Source organism: Delftia lacustris (assembly GCF_040267515.1).
Taxonomy (GTDB): Bacteria; Pseudomonadota; Gammaproteobacteria; order Burkholderiales; family Burkholderiaceae_C; genus Comamonas; species Comamonas tsuruhatensis.
The window spans coordinates 1,025,294-1,040,352 of record NZ_CP141274.1; the positions used below are offsets into that span (position 1 = coordinate 1,025,294).

Annotated in this window: 16 protein-coding genes; 1 reads left to right on the plus strand and 15 read right to left on the minus strand. The window is 68.3% G+C overall.

From position 1 onward, the window contains the following. Nucleotides 1-24: 24 nt before the first annotated feature. The 8 genes from U6958_RS06170 to U6958_RS06205 form a co-directional block, all read right to left on the minus strand. Complete coding sequence (locus U6958_RS06170; RefSeq protein ID WP_279627049.1) at nucleotides 25-1,026, minus strand: amino acid ABC transporter ATP-binding protein; 1,002 nt, start codon at nucleotides 1,024-1,026, stop codon at nucleotides 25-27. Then, nucleotides 1,013-1,834 (minus strand): amino acid ABC transporter permease, encoded by an 822-nt coding sequence (locus tag U6958_RS06175; RefSeq protein WP_074923791.1) that lies wholly within the window; start codon nucleotides 1,832-1,834, stop codon nucleotides 1,013-1,015. The genes U6958_RS06170 and U6958_RS06175 overlap by 14 nt, the downstream gene beginning before the upstream one ends. Continuing rightward, nucleotides 1,824-2,573, minus strand: coding sequence for an amino acid ABC transporter permease (locus U6958_RS06180; RefSeq protein WP_013800583.1), 750 nt, complete (start codon nucleotides 2,571-2,573; stop codon nucleotides 1,824-1,826). Before U6958_RS06180 ends, U6958_RS06175 begins: the two co-directional genes overlap by 11 nt. Beyond that, complete coding sequence (locus U6958_RS06185; protein ID WP_074923788.1) at nucleotides 2,570-3,841, minus strand: aminotransferase class I/II-fold pyridoxal phosphate-dependent enzyme; 1,272 nt, start codon at nucleotides 3,839-3,841, stop codon at nucleotides 2,570-2,572. The genes U6958_RS06180 and U6958_RS06185 overlap by 4 nt, the downstream gene beginning before the upstream one ends. Beyond that, nucleotides 3,838-5,391 (minus strand): FAD-binding oxidoreductase, encoded by a 1,554-nt coding sequence (locus U6958_RS06190; protein ID WP_074923785.1) that lies wholly within the window; start codon nucleotides 5,389-5,391, stop codon nucleotides 3,838-3,840. The genes U6958_RS06185 and U6958_RS06190 overlap by 4 nt, the downstream gene beginning before the upstream one ends. After that, complete coding sequence (locus tag U6958_RS06195) at nucleotides 5,388-6,206, minus strand: transporter substrate-binding domain-containing protein (protein WP_012207564.1); 819 nt, start codon at nucleotides 6,204-6,206, stop codon at nucleotides 5,388-5,390. Before U6958_RS06195 ends, U6958_RS06190 begins: the two co-directional genes overlap by 4 nt. After that, complete coding sequence (locus tag U6958_RS06200) at nucleotides 6,203-7,126, minus strand: transporter substrate-binding domain-containing protein (RefSeq protein ID WP_016448803.1); 924 nt, start codon at nucleotides 7,124-7,126, stop codon at nucleotides 6,203-6,205. The genes U6958_RS06195 and U6958_RS06200 overlap by 4 nt, the downstream gene beginning before the upstream one ends. 102 nt (nucleotides 7,127-7,228) lie before the next feature. After that, the gene (locus U6958_RS06205) at nucleotides 7,229-8,089 is read right to left on the minus strand and encodes a transporter substrate-binding domain-containing protein (RefSeq protein WP_074923782.1); all 861 of its coding nucleotides are present in this window, start codon (nucleotides 8,087-8,089) and stop codon (nucleotides 7,229-7,231) included. A gap of 233 nt (nucleotides 8,090-8,322) precedes the next feature. Between U6958_RS06205 and U6958_RS06210 the strand changes: the two genes are divergently transcribed. Next, complete coding sequence (locus U6958_RS06210; RefSeq protein WP_016448801.1) at nucleotides 8,323-8,736, plus strand: lysozyme inhibitor LprI family protein; 414 nt, start codon at nucleotides 8,323-8,325, stop codon at nucleotides 8,734-8,736. 15 nt (nucleotides 8,737-8,751) lie between these two features. Here U6958_RS06210 and U6958_RS06215 read toward each other — a convergent pair whose 3' ends face one another. The 7 genes from U6958_RS06215 to U6958_RS06245 all read right to left on the minus strand — a co-directional run bounded on the left by U6958_RS06215 (nucleotide 8,752) and on the right by U6958_RS06245 (nucleotide 14,976). Next, nucleotides 8,752-9,858 carry a fimbrial protein gene (locus U6958_RS06215; protein ID WP_279627048.1) on the minus strand — a complete coding sequence of 369 codons (1,107 nt, stop codon included), beginning with the start codon at nucleotides 9,856-9,858 and terminating at the stop codon, nucleotides 8,752-8,754. A 319-nt stretch (nucleotides 9,859-10,177) separates the two neighbouring features. After that, entirely contained in the window at nucleotides 10,178-11,146 is a 969-nt protein-coding gene (locus U6958_RS06220) for an ADP-ribosylglycohydrolase family protein (protein ID WP_244160574.1), read from the minus strand. Nucleotides 11,147-11,152: 6 nt separating this feature from the next. Beyond that, nucleotides 11,153-11,725, minus strand: a complete 573-nt coding sequence (locus tag U6958_RS06225; protein WP_016454416.1) for an NADAR family protein — start codon at nucleotides 11,723-11,725, stop codon at nucleotides 11,153-11,155. Between the two features lie 28 nt (nucleotides 11,726-11,753). Beyond that, entirely contained in the window at nucleotides 11,754-12,365 is a 612-nt protein-coding gene (locus tag U6958_RS06230) for an HAD family hydrolase (protein WP_074923780.1), read from the minus strand. Next, entirely contained in the window at nucleotides 12,343-12,942 is a 600-nt protein-coding gene (locus tag U6958_RS06235; RefSeq protein WP_376753375.1) for an RNA 2'-phosphotransferase, read from the minus strand. The genes U6958_RS06230 and U6958_RS06235 overlap by 23 nt, the downstream gene beginning before the upstream one ends. 41 nt (nucleotides 12,943-12,983) lie before the next feature. Further along, nucleotides 12,984-13,916 (minus strand): sugar kinase, encoded by a 933-nt coding sequence (locus U6958_RS06240; protein ID WP_074923775.1) that lies wholly within the window; start codon nucleotides 13,914-13,916, stop codon nucleotides 12,984-12,986. Further along, nucleotides 13,903-14,976 (minus strand): SPFH domain-containing protein, encoded by a 1,074-nt coding sequence (locus tag U6958_RS06245; protein WP_074923774.1) that lies wholly within the window; start codon nucleotides 14,974-14,976, stop codon nucleotides 13,903-13,905. The genes U6958_RS06240 and U6958_RS06245 overlap by 14 nt, the downstream gene beginning before the upstream one ends. Nucleotides 14,977-15,059: the final 83 nt, after the last annotated feature.

Genomic DNA, 15,059 nt, shown 5'->3' on the forward strand with positions numbered 1-15,059 from the left:
GGATGTGCTCCTGGAGGTGGGGGGTCAAAGGGCAAAGCGCAGGCTGTTGAAGGGCAGCGGCGTTGTGGCCGGGGCGGCTGGCGCAGGCCTGGACCGTGCACCATCGCCCAGGGCGCGCTGCAGGAATTCGCGCGTGCGCTCGCTGCGCGGGCTGCCGAAGATCTGGGCGGCCGGGCCGTGCTCGACGATGCGGCCGGCCTCGGTGAAATAGACCTGGTCGCTGACCTCTTCGGCAAAGCGCATTTCGTGCGTGACCAGCACGCAGGTCATGCCGTCCCTGACCAGGTCGCGGATCACGGTCAGCACCTCGCCCACGGTCTCGGGGTCCAGGGCCGAGGTCACTTCGTCGAACAAAATCAGCTCGGGCCGCATGGCCAGGGCGCGCGCAATGGCCACGCGCTGCTGCTGGCCGCCGGACAGCTCGCCGGGGTAGGCGGATTCCTTGTGGTCCAGGCGCACCTTCTGCAGCAGGGCGCGGGCCTCGCGCTCGGCCGTGGCGCGGTCGCGGCCGACCACGCGCGTGGGGGCGATGACCAGGTTCTCCAGCACCGACAGATGGGGGAACAGGTTGTACTGCTGGAAGACGAAGCCCACGCGCTTGCGCAGGGCGATCAGCTCGGCCTCGGTGCGCAACTGGTCCACGCGCGTGCCCGCCACCGAGATGGCGCCGCGCTGGGGCCGCAGCAGGCCGGTGATGCAGCGCAGGATGGTGGACTTGCCCGAGCCCGAGGGCCCGATGATGGTCACCGCCTCGCCGCGCCGCACCTGCACGTCGATGCCTTGGAGCACCTGGTTGTCGCCAAAGGACAGGTGCACATCCTGCAGGTGGACCAGTGCGGGCGCCGTGCCGGACTCTGCCGAGGCGGCACTATGCACCGCTTGGGTGACGTGCTGTGTGCCAGCGCTGCCCGACTCAGGGACACCAAGCAAGGGCCGCCCCGCAGCGAAGGTGTCGTCCCCCTCCCGCGAAGCGAGAGAGGGGGAAGCGGCGAAGCCGCTCAGGGGGAGCGTTTCAGTGATTTTCATGGCGTCGCTCCAATGCCCGGGTTGCCCGGGCGATGGGATAGCAATAGGCAAAGAAAAGCGCGAGCAGCGTGAAGTACACAAGGATGGTGAAGTCCGTGCGTGCCACGGTGTTGCTGGCGATCTGGGCGGTGTCCACCACGTCGTGCACGCCCACCAGCGAGGCCAGCGAGGTGCTCATGGTGATGCTGGCGTAGAGGTTCATCCACGGCGGCAGCATGCGGCGCACGCACTGCGGCAGCACGATGAGGCGGAAGATCTCGCTGCGGCGAAAGGCCAGCGACTGGGCTGCCTCCCACTGCGCGCTGGGAATGGACTGGATGGCGCCCCGGAAGATCTCGGCCACGTTGGCGCTGGTGGGCAGGGCCAGGCCCAGCACCACCTTGACCCAGTCGGGGAACGGAAAGGTCCAGCCCACCAGCTTCAGCTCGAACGGGAACACATAGGTGGTGAAGTAGATGAGCACCAGGATGGGCGCATTGCGAAACAGCTGCACATACCAGCGCACGCCCGTGCGCACGGCCGGCGTGGGCGACAGCGACAGGGCGCCCAGCACCAGGCCGGCCACGGTGCCGATGGCCACGGCCAGTACGCTGATCTCGATGTTGACCAGGAGGCCGCGCAGCAGCGCGGGCAGCCATTTCCACAGGTGCACGAAGGCGGGCGGGGCGCTGTCCGTGGCGGCCCAGCAGGCGCACAGGGCCAGCAGTGCGGCGCCCGCGATCAGCCAGGGGCTGCGCGCCGCGCGCAGCAGGGCGGCGGGCAGCAGGCGGGGCGCGGCGCCGGTGTTCAGGGTGGCTTCATTGGCCATAGCCGGGCATCCTCAGGTGTTGTTCCAGCCAGCGGCCCGCCAGGCTGACCAGCCAGGTCAGCAGGCCGAACCACAGCAGGATGAGCAGCAGCAGCTCCAGCACGTTGTCGCGCTGCGACCAGATCATGATGGACTCGTAGGTCACGTCGCCCACGGCAATGGCCGAGGCCACGGCCGTCATCTTCACCAGGTCCACCAGGTTGTTGGTCAGCGAGGGCAGGGCAAAGCGCACGGCCAGCGGCAGCTGCACGCGCACCAGCAGCTGGCGCTGCGAAAAGCCCAGCGAGCGCGCGGCCTCCAGCGTGGTGGCGGGCACGGCCTCGATGCCGGCGCGCAGCGCCTCGGCATGGAACACGCCCTTGTGCAGCGAGACCACGATCACCACCCAGACAAAGGGCGTGAGCGGGTTGTTGCCCGCGCCCCAGTCGCGCAGCTGCTGGGTGATCAGCATGTTGAGCACCAGGAAGGCGCAGTACAGCTGCACCAGCGTGGGCGTGTTGCGCGTGACCTCCACAAAGGCGCGCGCAGGCCGCGCCAGCCAGGCGCGGCCCGAGGTCAGGGCCGCCGCCAGCGCCACGCCGGCCGCCAGGCTGCCGGCAATGGTCAGCAGGGCCAGCTGCACGGTCACGAACATGCCGCGCACAAAGGCCTGGCGCTCGGCCACGTCCAGCACGAAGGCGTAGTTCAGGCCCAGGCCCTTGAGCGCTTGCACGCCCTGGGCAAGCAGGCTGTCGTTCATGGCACGGCCTCCAGGGCGGCCGGCTGTGCATGCGCTTGCGCTTGCGCAGCGGGGTCTTTCAGCGCGGCCACGGCGCGTGCGATGCGGACCGTGGCCTCGGCCAGCACCTCGTCGCTGGCGGCGGTGGAGATGCGGAAGTACGGCGACAGGCCGTAGGCCCCGCCATCCACGGCGGCCACGCCTTCGGACTCCAGCAGCCATTCGGTCAGGTCGGTGTCGCTGGCGATGGGCTGGCCGTCCGGGCGCAGGTGGCCTATCAGCGCGCCGCAGTGCACAAAGGCAAAGAACGATCCGCCCGGCGGCAGCAGGGCCAGGCCCGGCACCTGGTCCAGCGCCTGGGTGACCCGTTGCGCGCGCCGCGCATAGGCGTTACGGGCCTGCTGCACAAAGCTCTGGTCGGGCGACTGCAGCGCCGCCGTGGCTGCGGCCTGGGCCACGGAATTGGGGCCTGACGAGGCCTGCGACTGGATCACCACCATGGCCTGCACCAGCGCGGCCGGGCCTGCGCCCCAGCCGATGCGCCAGCCGGTCATGGCATAGGTCTTGGAGACGCCGTTGACCAGCAGCGTGCGCTCGCGCAGGTCGGGGGCCACGGCCAGCCAGTGCGCGGGGGCCTGGGGCGTGAACCAGATGTGCTCGTACAGCTCGTCGAGCAGCACCAGAACCTGCGGGTGCTGGCGCAGCACCTGGGCCAGGGCGGCCAGTTCCTCGCGGCTGTAGACGGCGCCCGAGGGGTTGCCCGGCGTGTTCAGCACCAGCCAGCGCGTGCGCGGCGTGATGGCGGCCTGCAGCGCGGCCGGCGTGAGCTTGAAGCCCTGCTCAATGCCGCAGTCCACGATGACCGGCGTGCCGTCGTTCACGCGCACGATGTCGGGAAACGAAGGCCAGTACGGCGCGGGCACGATGACCTCGTCGCCCGCGTCCAGCGTGGCCGCCAGCGCGTTGTAGATCACCTGCTTGCCGCCGTTGCTGACGATGATCTGCCCGGCGTCGAAGTCCAGGCCGTTCTCGCGCCGGTACTTGGCGCTGATGGCCTGGCGCAGCGCGGCCGTGCCGGGCGTGGGCGTGTACTTGGTTTCGCCATGGGCCAGGGCCGCGATGGCGGCCTGCTTGATGGGCTCGGGCGTGTCGAAATCGGGCTCGCCCGTGGTCAGCGCAATGATGTCGCGGCCCTGGCGGGCCAGGGCCGTGGCCCGCGCGCTGGCTGCGGCATTGGGCGAGAGCCTGACGCGCTGCACGCGCTGCGAAAGGGGAAAGGGCGTGGTCATGGCGTGGGGCCTTCCTGGAATGCGGCGGCTGGCGTTGGAGAAACCTGCGGCAAGTCGTGCGGCAAGTCATGCGGCAAATCGTCCGGCAGGGCTTGCAGCACCTTGCCGGGATTGAGCAGGCCCAGCGGGTCGAAGGCCTGCTTGAGACGCCGCATGAGCTGCAGCTCCACGGCGCTCTTGTAGCGGGGCAGCAGGTCGCGCTTGGTCTGGCCCACGCCGTGCTCGGCGCTGATGGAGCCGCCATGGGCGTGCACGCTGTCGTGCACCACCTCGTGGATGGCGTCTTCCTGGGCAAACAGTTGCGCGGGCGTGCTGTCCGGCGCGTGCGACACGTTGTAGTGCAGGTTGCCGTCGCCCAGGTGCCCGAAGGCCACGGGCCGCACGGCGCCAAAGCGCGCCTGCAGCAGCGCGGCCGTGGCCGCAAGAAAGTCGGGGATGCGCGAGATGGGCACCGACACGTCGTGCTTGATGTTGCGGCCGTCGCGCCGCTGGGCCTCGCCGAGGGCCTGGTCGCGCAGCCGCCACAGGGCCTGGCTTTGCTGCAGGCTCTCGGCAATGGCGGCATCGGTGACCAGGCCGTCCTCGAAGGCCTGGCCCACCACGCACTCGAAGCGCTGGCGCGCATGGTCCTCGCCCTCGCTGTCGGACAGCTCGATCAGCGCAAACCAGGGCGCGTTGAGCGCCAGCGGTATCGGCTGCTCGGGCACATGGCGGGCTATCAGGCCCAGTGCCGTGTCCGACATCAGCTCGAACGCCGTCAGGCTGGCGCCGAAGCCCGCCCGCGCCTGGCTGAGGAAGGCCACCGCATCGCGTATGCAGCCAAAGGCCAGCAGGGCCGTGTGCTGGGCGCGGGGCAGCGGATGCAGGCGCAGCGTGGCCGCCGTGATGATGCCCAGCGTGCCTTCGCTGCCCACGTACAGGTCGCGCAGCGCATAGCCGGTGTTGTCCTTGCGCAGCCCGCGCAGGCCGTTCCAGATGTCGCCCTCGGCCGTCACCACTTCCAGGCCCAGCACCAGCTCGCGCGCGTTGCCGTAGCGCAGCACCTGGGTGCCGCCCGCGTTGGTGGACAGGTTGCCGCCAATGGTGCAGCTGCCCTCGGAGCCCAGGCTGAGGGGAAACAGCCGGTCCGCATCGCGCGCTGCCTGCTGCACATGGGCCAGCACGGCGCCGGCTTCCACGGTCAGGGTGTCGTTGTCGGTGTCTATGGCGCGCACGCGGTTCAGGCGCGCCAGCGACAGCAGCACGGCGTGGCCCGAGGCGTCGGGCGTGGCGCCGCCCATCAGCCCGGTGTTGCCGCCCTGGGCCACGATGGGCGTGCGGTGGGCGCGGCACAGGCGCACCAGCTGCGCCACCTGGGCCGTGTCGGCAGGCCGTGCCACGGCCAGGGCCTGGCCCGTGAGGCGGCCATGCTGGTCGGTCAGGTAGCCGGCCGCATCGGCACCCGTGAGCACATGGGCATCGCCCAGGGCGTGGCGCAGCGCGGTGACCAGGTCGGCGGGGCCGGTGATGTGGCCGCTGGTGCTGGTGTTGGTGCTGGTGTGGGTGCTCATGCGGGCGCCTTCCTGAACTTGTCGTGCAGCTGGTGCAGCAGCGGCGTGGGCGTCATGCCGTTGCGCTGCTCCACCTCGATCAGCCAGCCCGTGCGGTGCCAGTCCTGCACGATGCGGTCGATGGCCGCCTGCGTGTCGGACTCGCCCTTGCGCAGCCAGATCACCGAGGGCGAGGGAATGATGTCCGCGGGCGAGACGATCTCGTAGTCCTTCCAGTCCGCATTGCTGGCCACGAGTTCGCGCAGCGTGGGGCTGACATGCACGGCGGCCGCGCAGTTGCCGCCCTTGAGGGCCAGCAGCGACTCGGGCTGGCCCCGGAAGGCCTTGATCTGGGCGCCGTATTGATCGGCCAGCGGCTTGGTGAAATTGCTGCCCTGCGACACGCACACGGGCTTGCCGCGCAGGTCGTCCCACTGGCGCACGCCGCTGCTCTTCTTGGCGATGGCGGCGCCGCCGACTTCCTCGAACGGCGTGGGCACGAAGGACAGGATCTCGCTGCGCTCCTGTGTCCACTGCATGTTGGCGATCAGGATGTCCACCTTGCCCTGCTGCAGGAACTGCACGCGGTTGGACGGCTGGACCTGCACGGTCTCCACCCCCACGCCCAGGCCCTTGGCCACGCCTTCGGACAGCTGCACGTTGTAGCCCACGTGCCTTTGCGTGACGGGGTCGATGGTGCCGAACGGCGGCCCCGAAAGCATCACCCCCACCACGATCTTGCCGCGCTGCTTGATGCGGTCCAGCGTGGCGTCGGCATGGGCTGCCAGGGCCGTGAGGGCGAGCAGGGCCGCCAGTGCGGTGCGGGTCGGCTTCATGGCTTGGCTCCCTTGGCGGCGGGCTGGGTTGCCTGCGTCGCCTGCACTTGTGCCTGCGCTGCCGCATACACCGCGAAGTCGTAGGGCGCGCGGTCGAACTGGCCCTTCAGCGCGCGTTCGTGGCGCTCGGCGATCCAGGTGTCGGGCACGCCGCTGGCGCGGGCCACCTTGAGCAGAAAGCCCGTGCGGTGCCAGTCCTGGATGGCCTTGTCCACGAAGGCCTGGGTGTCGGCCTCGCCGCGGCGCGTCCACACCACGGTGGGCGAGGGAATCAACTGGTCCTGCGTGCCCAGCTCGAAGTCCTTCCACTCGGCTGCATTCGGGCCGGTGAGCTTTTCATAAAGGGCGGGCTGGATATGGACCGAAGCCGCGCAGGTGCCGCCCTTGAGCGCCAGCAGCGACTCGGGAATGCCGCGCAGGCCCTTGACCACGGCGCCATAGCTCTCGGCCAGGGGCTTGGCGAAGTTGCTGCCCTGCGACACGCAGGCCACCTTGCCGCGCAGGTCTTCCCAGCGCTTGATGCCGCTGGCCTTGGCCACCAGGGCGCCGCCGCCGATCAGGTCATAGGGCGTGGGCGCGAACGAGAGGATCTCGCTGCGCTCCTGCGTCCACTGGATGTTGGCGATCAACAGGTCCACCTTGCCGCTTTGCAGGAACTGCACGCGCGTGGAGGCCGTCACGGGAACCGTCTCCAGCGGCACGCCCAGGCGGCGCGCGATGTCGGCGGCCAGCTCGGTCTGGTAGCCGCCGGTCTTGCCGGTGGCGGGGTCCAGCACGCCGAACGGCGGGCTGGCGCCGTCGATGCCCACGGACAGCTTGCCGCGTTGCTTGATCTTGTCCAGCGTGGCATCGGCGTGGGCGGCACCGGCGCCCAGCAGCAGGGCCAGGGCGGCGGCAAGGGGAGGAAGAAGGCGGGGCATGCGTGAATCCATCAGGGAACGGAAGGCCCGGCCCCGTCTTGCGGGGCCTGGGCCTGGGTGGTCGGAAAAAAAGCAGGGGTGGACCGCCGTGGCGGCCGGCAGTCAGCTGGCGGACTTGAACTTGGCCTGCAGCTCGGGCAGCAGCGGGTTGGCCGGCTCGATGCCCACGCGCTTTTCGGCGGCGATCAGCCAGCCCGTGCGGTGCCAGTCCTGCACCACCTTGTCCACGGCGGCGATGGTGTCGGCCTCGCCCTTGCGGGTCCAGACCACGGAAGGCGCGGGCAGCACCTCGCTGGCGATGGGGGCCGAGTACTGCGCCCATTCGGGGTTGCTGCGCAGCAGCGGGTAGATCAGCGTGCTGTCATGCACGGCGGCCACGCAGTTGCCGCCCTTGAGCGCCAGCAGCGAGTCCGACGAGCTCTTGTAGCCATGCACCTGGGCGCCGTACTCGCTGGCCAGCGGCTTGGCAAAGCTGCTGCCCTGGGACACGCACACGGGCTTGCCGCGCAGGTCTTCCCACTTGGCGATGCCGCTGCCCTTGCGCACGGCGGTAATGCCGCCCACGCGGTAGAAGGGCGTGGGCGCGTAGCCCAGGGTCTCGGCACGGTCGGGGTTCAGCTCCATGGAGGCGATCAGCAGATCCACCTTGCCGGCCTGCAGAAACTGCACGCGCGTGGCGGTCTGCACCTGGACCAGCTCGGCCTCCACGCCCAGGCCCTTGGCCAGGGCGCGTGCCAGCTCGGGGTTCCAGCCCACCAGCTGCTGGGTGGACGGGTCGATGGAGCCGAAGGGCCCGCCATTGACCAGCACGCCAATGGTGACCTTGCCGCGCTGCTTGATCTTGTCCAGCGTGGCATCGGCCCGGGCCTGGGTGCAGGCCAGGGCCAGCGCGGCGGCGATGAAGGTCAGGGATGCGGAAAGGGTGGCGCGGGGCTGGCGGCGCAGGGTGGGGCTTGTGTGCATGGCGGGAGCGGGGGAGCGGGGAATAACAGGGCCAACGAAAGATGCGTACGCCTGCATCTTCTGGCCGCCCTTGACCCACGGCAACAAAGCTTTGGGAGCATGTTTATGCACTTTGCGTCGCTGCATCAGGGTGATCACCAGGGAAATGTGGGCCCGAGGCAGGGCGGGTCGATGGTGTAATCGCGACGGCCGGGGTGCTGCGCCCACCGGCACCTCCCAGCGAGCCCTCTTCCATGCACCAAGCCCTAGCGTCCCTACTCGCCCCTCTCGCCTGCGCTGCCCTGTTGTGTGCCAGCCCCGTGGCCCGGGCCGCCAACCCCACGAGTTCTGGCAATTGCGAGGAAAGCTCCACCAACATGTCCGAGGTGCGCGCCTGCCTGCAGGAGCAGAACGTGGCCCTGGTCAATGCCGCCTACGTCTCGCTGTCGCTCAAGCTCAAGGCGCGCATGCCCCAGGCGTCGGAAGAGCTGGAAGTGGCGCAGAGGAACTGGGTGCAGTACGCGCGCAGTGCCTGCGAGTTCCTCTCTGAATTCAACTCGGCCAGCTTTGCCAAGGACGATGCGCGCACCAACTGCTGGAGCGACTTCGCCCGCGCCCGCGCCAAGCAGCTCAAGTCCTGGGAAATGCAGCTGGACAAGAAGCCCTGAGGGCGGCGACGCTGCTCACTGGTAGTTCAGCGTGAAGGTGGCCCTGCCGTTGGCCTGCCCCGTCGTGACTGCCGCAGCGGTCTGCACGTATTTGGCAGTCAGCGGGATCTTGAACTGGGCAACGCCCTGAACGATGGTTCCCGCACTCCATTGGTTGGTGTTGCCAGGCACGTTGGAGTCGGGGCCGTATGCGAGTGCGGTGCCATCCTTCAGTATCTGTATGCCTATTCCGGTGGCAACCGGTTTGCCGCCTGACGTGGCCTGGCTCAAGGTCAGGACGGTGCTCCGATTGCTGGTGTCGTTGGCATCGGTGAGCGTGACGTGGGGGTGCAGAACGCTTGCGGGCGCGCCGCCCTTGCATTCCAGCGTGATGTCGAAGTGCTGGGGGATGGAGGTGGATTGGAGGCCCGTGAATCGCAGGATGGGCACAGCGCCCATGGGTACGGAGATGGCCGAGGCGGCCACCGAGCAGGAGGGACCGACCACCACCCTGGTACGGCCGGACAGGTTGACGTATCCTGCGGTGCAGCCGGGGCACTGGAATCGCATCTCGACGTTCATCCCGGAGCCCGTTAGCGTGCCAGCGGAAACGTTGCCGGTTTTCACCAGCTCGATCCAGACATCCTGGCGGGATGAAGCATTCCAGAAATAACCCAGCGCGCCCGAATTATTTTCTGATTCGGTGGTAATGGGCACGGTTCTGCCACTGGGAGCGCCGGGGCCGCGCCATGTGGCCCACCAGCGGATTCCAATGCCGGGAATATTGGTGCTGTAGACATTATTGTATCCGGGCGTCTTGCTTCCGGATTGGACATTGGCAGCTACAACGGCTTTTTCAACATCGTACTCGAATGCCGTGTTCAGCACTGCTCGCAGATTAAATACGGTTACCGTAGACTTCCATAGCGTCGATCCGTTGGCGTAATTTCCGGGTACTGTTATTTCCTCGGGCAGTGAAATGTTGGAGCTGGTGGGGGAGAATACGCCGCCGGCAAAGGCATTGGTGTTCATCGTTGCCGCTGAAAAGGCAATGAGGAATGGAAGAGCGATCAATGCAAGCCGGCGTACTTGCGAGGGAAATGAGGGAATGAAAGAAAAATGCATGATACTGATTCGGTCCATTGTTGAAGTATGATTCTCGAAAATATCACGCAATAGTTTTATCGAACTTTTGAGTGACTAAGGAGGGGTGGAAATGAAAGCATCGAATCATTCGATGTGTGGCCTCTTAGGTATTTCACACTCTACGCCGAAGATATGAGTTGATGCAATCAGATTGTTCTGAAAATGGAGCGTGGCTCAGTCAAAAGCCGCCCATGCACGCCATTCGTAAAGAGCAAGGCCCGCGTGTCACGCAGCTCGGGCGTGTGGGTTGTCGCGCAGACAAGCCTGGTTCAGTCCGCTCGCGGCCCCGGCGACTGTCGTGAGCGCGCCAGGCCGCTCAGGTGCTGAGACGTGCGGTCGGAGAAGCGTCCCTGGCACCTCTGGCGGCTTGCCAGAGCGCATCGGCCAGGGCTGTGATCTCAGGGGCCAGGTGCAGGCGTTCCAGCCAGCGGCCCGCAATGCCGCTGGCGCCGTGGAAGGCTCCGGCCAACTGGCCCGTGATGGCTGCCGTGGTGTCGGCGTCATCGCCCAGGTTGGCGGCCTGCAGTACCGCGCCTTCAAAGCTGTCATGCCTCGCAAAGCACCACAGGGCCGCCTCCAGGCTGTCCACCACGTAGCCGCTGCCGCGAATCTGTGCGGCCGGCTTGTCGCGATAGTCGCCACGGGCAATCTCCCGCAGGCGCGGGCTGGCGCCGTCTTGCAGAACGCCGCCCAGGTCCAGAACCTGCGACCGGGGCAGTCCCTGCAGCGCCCGGCACAGCGCCACGGCGAACAGGCGGCAGGCCTGCAGGCATTCAGGTGCGGCGTGGGTGGTGCGTGAGCTGAGTTCAGCCATGCGCTGCACCAGGTCCTCGTCGGGGCCGAAGAACATGGGCACGGGCGCCAGCCGCATCAGGGAGCCGTTGCCGGCCTGGTCCGGGTCGGGCGATCCGGCCAGCGGATCGCCGGTGGCCAGGAAGCGCTGGATGGCCGCCCTGGTGGCCATGCCGATGTCAAAGCAGTTGCCGGTGGAACTCCAGTACCCCCATTCGTACCAGTTGGCATAGCGCGTCATCTGGTCCTGCGGGTCGCAGCCGCCGCGCTGGAGCAGGCTTTCGGCCAGGCACAGGGCCATGGAGGTGTCGTCGGTCCACTTGCCTGCGGGCAGCGAGAACGGGCCGCCGCCGACCATGTCGGTCAGCGGCGCAAAGCTGCCGCGCGGCTGGAATTCCAGCGTCGTTCCCACGGCGTCGCCGCAGGCCAGGCCCAGCAGGGCACCACGGTATCGGTCCAGCGTGTCCATGGCCATGCCTGTGCTCTTGATCATGGTCGGTCAGGGAGCGGTGCTGCGCAGCCGCGCCCGCACCTGCATGAGGGCAAAGCCCAGCAGGTTCAGGCCCTGCCAGCGCGCGGGGTCGGTGGCGCGCACATCGTCGGCAGCCAGGCCGATGCCCCAGATGGCGTCCACGGGGCTGGCCTCTACCAGAACCCGGTCGCCCGTGTTCAGCAGATAGCGGGCCAGGGCCGGGTTCTGGGAGAACTTGGCCTGGTTGGCGCGCACCACGATGCCCATGCGCGCGGCCACCCAGGCCGCTTCATCGAAGCCCTGGATGCCACGCCCCAGCTTCTTGGCCTCGCCCGGCGTGCGGCAGCGCACGATGGCCGCGTGCGCCGCCTCGTCGCCAAACAGCCGCGCCTTGCCCGCCATCATGAAATGCTCGGCCGTGGGGTAGTGCTGGCCATCGACCTCGAAGCCCGCCTCGAACCACTGGCTCATGCAGGTCTTGCCGATGGAGCCATCGGCCGCAGGCTGGTGGCCCCAGAACGGCAGGAAGCGCGGGGTGAGACCCTGGGCCATGGCGTGCTGGAGGTCTTGCAGGGAGGCGATGTGGTCTGTCGTAGTCATGGGCTGTCTCGTTGCCGTGTGTGCCGTTTCAGGAATGCGATGGAGCTTGCTGCAGCCACCACTGGCTGAAGGCCATCAGGTCTGCGTGCTGCGAGTGGGCGTGGACCAGGTCCGGCCCGGTGTTGGGCGTGCCGTTCGGGCCGCGGCACACCAGGGCCGCGTGAATGCCCGGGCCAATGTCCCGGAGGTAGGGCAGATAGTCGTCCACGAAGGCGACCGGGCCGAGCTGCTGCAGGGCGTCTGCCTTGGGGCTGCGCAGGCCGGTGGTCCGGCCCGTGGCGATCACGCGGTCGATGGGAAAGCCGAGGTCGCGCAGGTTGCCCAGGCGGGCCTGTTCGAAGCGCGCCGCCAGGGCCGTCACGCAGACCAGTTCGTAGCCGGCGCCCTGCAGGTCGTGGCAGGCCTGCAAGGCATTGCCCAGCGCGGGAATGCTGCGCCAGAAGTCGTCGTCCATGCAGGCCCTGAACTGTTGCAGGCGCTCGCCGTCCAGCGCCTGCACGGCCCAGCGGTCCATGGCCCAGTAGGCGTGGGGGTCGGCCTCGGCGGGGCGCTGGCCGAACGCGCGCTCCCAGGCATCGGCATAGGCGTGGTTGTAGTCCAGCAGCACGCCATCGGCGTCAAGGGCAATGATGGGTTTCATCGTGTTCCTCTTCGGCCAGCACGCGCAGGTAGTGCGGTGCCACGCTGTCCGTGAGCCAGACGCCGTTGTCCGAGCGGTAGAACAGGCAGGCATCGGCATGCATGCGCGCCGCATCGATCTCCAGCAGCACCACCCGGCCATAGCGCTGGCCCACGGAGCGGGCCGTGGCCAGGTTGTCGGTCAGGTGCACGTGGTGGCGGTTGCGCCGGTCCAGGCCGGTGCGCAGGATGGAGTCCAGAAAGCGCGTGGCCGAGCCATGGTAGAGGCGCTGCGGCGGCACGCTGGCCTGCAGGCCCAGGTCGATCTGCACGGAATGCCCCTGGCTGGCGCGGATGCGCAGGCCGTCGGCGCTGATGGCAAAGCGCTGCTTGGGGCAGCTTTGCACCACCTGCATCAGCAGTGCGGGTGAGATGTTGCGGCCGGCCGCCTGGGCGCCGCGCAGCAATGCGTCTATGGAGACCCAGCCCTGGGCGTCGAGGGCGAGTCCGGCGCGGCCGGGGTTGTGGCGCAGGACCAGGCTCATGAATTTGCTGGTCGATGTCAGTGTGTTCTTGTTGTTCATACGGTCCACTTCCATGGATTTTCTTGTTGTGTCGATGATTGTCCGTGCTTCGGGCTTCACACCACCAGGCAGCCCTGCCGATCCGACAGGCCGATGGTGGCCTGCATGCCCGCCGTGAACTGCAGGTAGTCGGCCTCCATGCCGTCCGAGAAGATGACGCCATGGTCGGGCATGCGCGAGCGCAGGGTCAGCGGCTGGCCGGCGGTGACCTGGCCGTAGACCAGCTCGGCCGTGGAGGAGCGGCTGGGAAAGGGCTCGCGCACGGCGAAGTCCAGGCGTGGCGCATCCCAGGCGAAGGGCTGGTAGTCGAAGTCGGTGGACGCGCCGCGCACGGCGCGGGCAATGCCCATCGATCCCGTGACGATGCTCTTGATCCAGGCCGACGAGCCCAGCCCCGTGGCGACGATGAGGCCGGAGGACGACTGGGATTCGCGCCGCTCGCCCAGCGCGATGTCGTACAGGGCGGAGGTGTGGCTGCGCGGGCCGATGAACAGGTCGTTGGCGGCGCGCAGCACCTGGCCGTCGCTCAGGCGCGCTTCGGCCAGGGTGACGGCGCGCGTGGGGCGGCGGTTGGCGGCCACGTCGCCCAGCAGGGCGGCCAGGTCGGCGGGGGCGAAGGGCAGCAGCAGGCCGTCCCAGCGTGCGGGCTCGGGGTTGACGCCGATGAGCGGCTGGCCGTCCAGGTATTTCATGGTGTTGGCCACCATGCCGTCCTGGCCCAGCGCCACCACGATGTCGTCGGCGCCGAAGACGAAGTTGGGCACCAGGGCTCGGTCCACGATCTGGTAGCGGCCGCGCGCCTCCAGCGCCTGCACCACGGCCTGCAGGGCGGTGGCGTAGGCGGCGCTTTCGCGCAGGTAGTCGCCGAAGTCTGCACCCAGGTGCTCGATGTAGAAGCGCGCCTGGGACAGCGTGTGGTACCTGGCCACCAGCTCATCGAGCCGCGTGCGCCGCACCACCAGCACGGTCTTGCGTTCATTGACGTTCACGGCGGCTCCTTGCGGGTTCGGGATCGGCCACGGCAGCTGCATGGCCTGCACCGGCGCCCATGAGCGACTGCAGCAGCTCGGGCGAGACGTTGAGCTGGCCGATGCGCTCGGCCTTCTCGGCAATGCCGCCAAAGGCCTGGGCGATGAGCTGGCCCGGCTGCATGCCCACGGCGGCCAGCGATTGCACGATGCGCGGGTCGGCCTTTTCCAGGGCCTGCATGACGGCGCCCACGCGGTAGGCCTCGGCCTCGGCCAGGGTGCGGCTGTTGGCGGCCTGGCCTTCGACGAAGTCGCGGCGGCTGGTCTCCAGCGCCACGTCGGCAGACATCTGTTCGGCGCGCAGCTCGTTTTCCTTGCGCATCTGGGCGGCCTTGGCTTCCAGCTGGGCCTCGCGGATCTGGCGCTTTTTCTTTTCCACGGCCACATCGGTATCGAGCTCGTTCTGGCGGATGGCGCGCTCGTTTTCCACGGCAGCCATGCGGCGGGCATAGACGGCGTCGTCCGCGGCCTTGAGGTTGGACTCGCGCGCCTCGGCTTCCAGGGCGCGGGCGATGTCGGGCGTGGGTTTGACGGCCATGACCGAGACACCCAGGATCTCCAGCCCCAGCGCCTCGATCTCGGGCTGGGCGGCCAGCTCCTGCTGGGCCGTGCGCGCAATGAGCGCCGAGGAGCGCAGCGCCTGCTTGAGCTCCAGCGCCTGCACGGCCTGCTGGATGATGACCTCGGCCTGCATGGTCACGCGGTCGCCCAGGCGCTGCGGGTCTTCGGACAGGTATTTCTGGCCGTCGCGCGCCAGGGAGAAGTCCATCAGCGTGGCGGTCTGGCGCGGTGTGCTGATGCGGTAGGTGACCTGGCCCTGCACGGTGACGCTCTGGAAGTCGGCCGTCACCAGCTCCAGCATGAAGTGGCAGTCCTGGCTGCCCACGGGCACCGCGACCAGGGTGGTGGTGGGCGCGTAGTAGAAGAAGGACTGGCCCGCACCCTCGCGCACCACCTTGCCGGCGCGGAACTGCATGAGGTGGACCGTGGGTTGGGCCTTGATGAAACGGATGCCGAACATGGTGCTTCTCCTTTTAAGTTGTTCTGTACAACTCGTATGGGTTGCATAGTGCAACTTAAAAACAGGCACGTCAAGCACAATCC

Excerpts from the sequence above, each read along its gene's own strand:
- U6958_RS06170 (WP_279627049.1), bottom strand. The coding sequence starts at position 1,026 with ATGAAAATCACTGAAACGCTCCCCCTGAGCGGCTTCGCCGCTTCCCCC.
- U6958_RS06175 (WP_074923791.1), bottom strand. The coding sequence starts at position 1,834 with ATGGCCAATGAAGCCACCCTGAACACCGGCGCCGCGCCCCGCCTGCTG.
- U6958_RS06180 (WP_013800583.1), bottom strand. The coding sequence starts at position 2,573 with ATGAACGACAGCCTGCTTGCCCAGGGCGTGCAAGCGCTCAAGGGCCTG.
- U6958_RS06185 (WP_074923788.1), bottom strand. The coding sequence starts at position 3,841 with ATGACCACGCCCTTTCCCCTTTCGCAGCGCGTGCAGCGCGTCAGGCTC.
- U6958_RS06190 (WP_074923785.1), bottom strand. The coding sequence starts at position 5,391 with ATGAGCACCCACACCAGCACCAACACCAGCACCAGCGGCCACATCACC.
- U6958_RS06195 (WP_012207564.1), bottom strand. The coding sequence starts at position 6,206 with ATGAAGCCGACCCGCACCGCACTGGCGGCCCTGCTCGCCCTCACGGCC.
- U6958_RS06200 (WP_016448803.1), bottom strand. The coding sequence starts at position 7,126 with ATGCCCCGCCTTCTTCCTCCCCTTGCCGCCGCCCTGGCCCTGCTGCTG.
- U6958_RS06205 (WP_074923782.1), bottom strand. The coding sequence starts at position 8,089 with ATGCACACAAGCCCCACCCTGCGCCGCCAGCCCCGCGCCACCCTTTCC.
- U6958_RS06210 (WP_016448801.1), top strand. The coding sequence starts at position 8,323 with ATGCACCAAGCCCTAGCGTCCCTACTCGCCCCTCTCGCCTGCGCTGCC.
- U6958_RS06215 (WP_279627048.1), bottom strand. The coding sequence starts at position 9,858 with ATGGACCGAATCAGTATCATGCATTTTTCTTTCATTCCCTCATTTCCC.
- U6958_RS06220 (WP_244160574.1), bottom strand. The coding sequence starts at position 11,146 with ATGATCAAGAGCACAGGCATGGCCATGGACACGCTGGACCGATACCGT.
- U6958_RS06225 (WP_016454416.1), bottom strand. The coding sequence starts at position 11,725 with ATGACTACGACAGACCACATCGCCTCCCTGCAAGACCTCCAGCACGCC.
- U6958_RS06230 (WP_074923780.1), bottom strand. The coding sequence starts at position 12,365 with ATGAAACCCATCATTGCCCTTGACGCCGATGGCGTGCTGCTGGACTAC.
- U6958_RS06235 (WP_376753375.1), bottom strand. The coding sequence starts at position 12,942 with ATGGAAGTGGACCGTATGAACAACAAGAACACACTGACATCGACCAGC.
- U6958_RS06245 (WP_074923774.1), bottom strand. The coding sequence starts at position 14,976 with ATGTTCGGCATCCGTTTCATCAAGGCCCAACCCACGGTCCACCTCATG.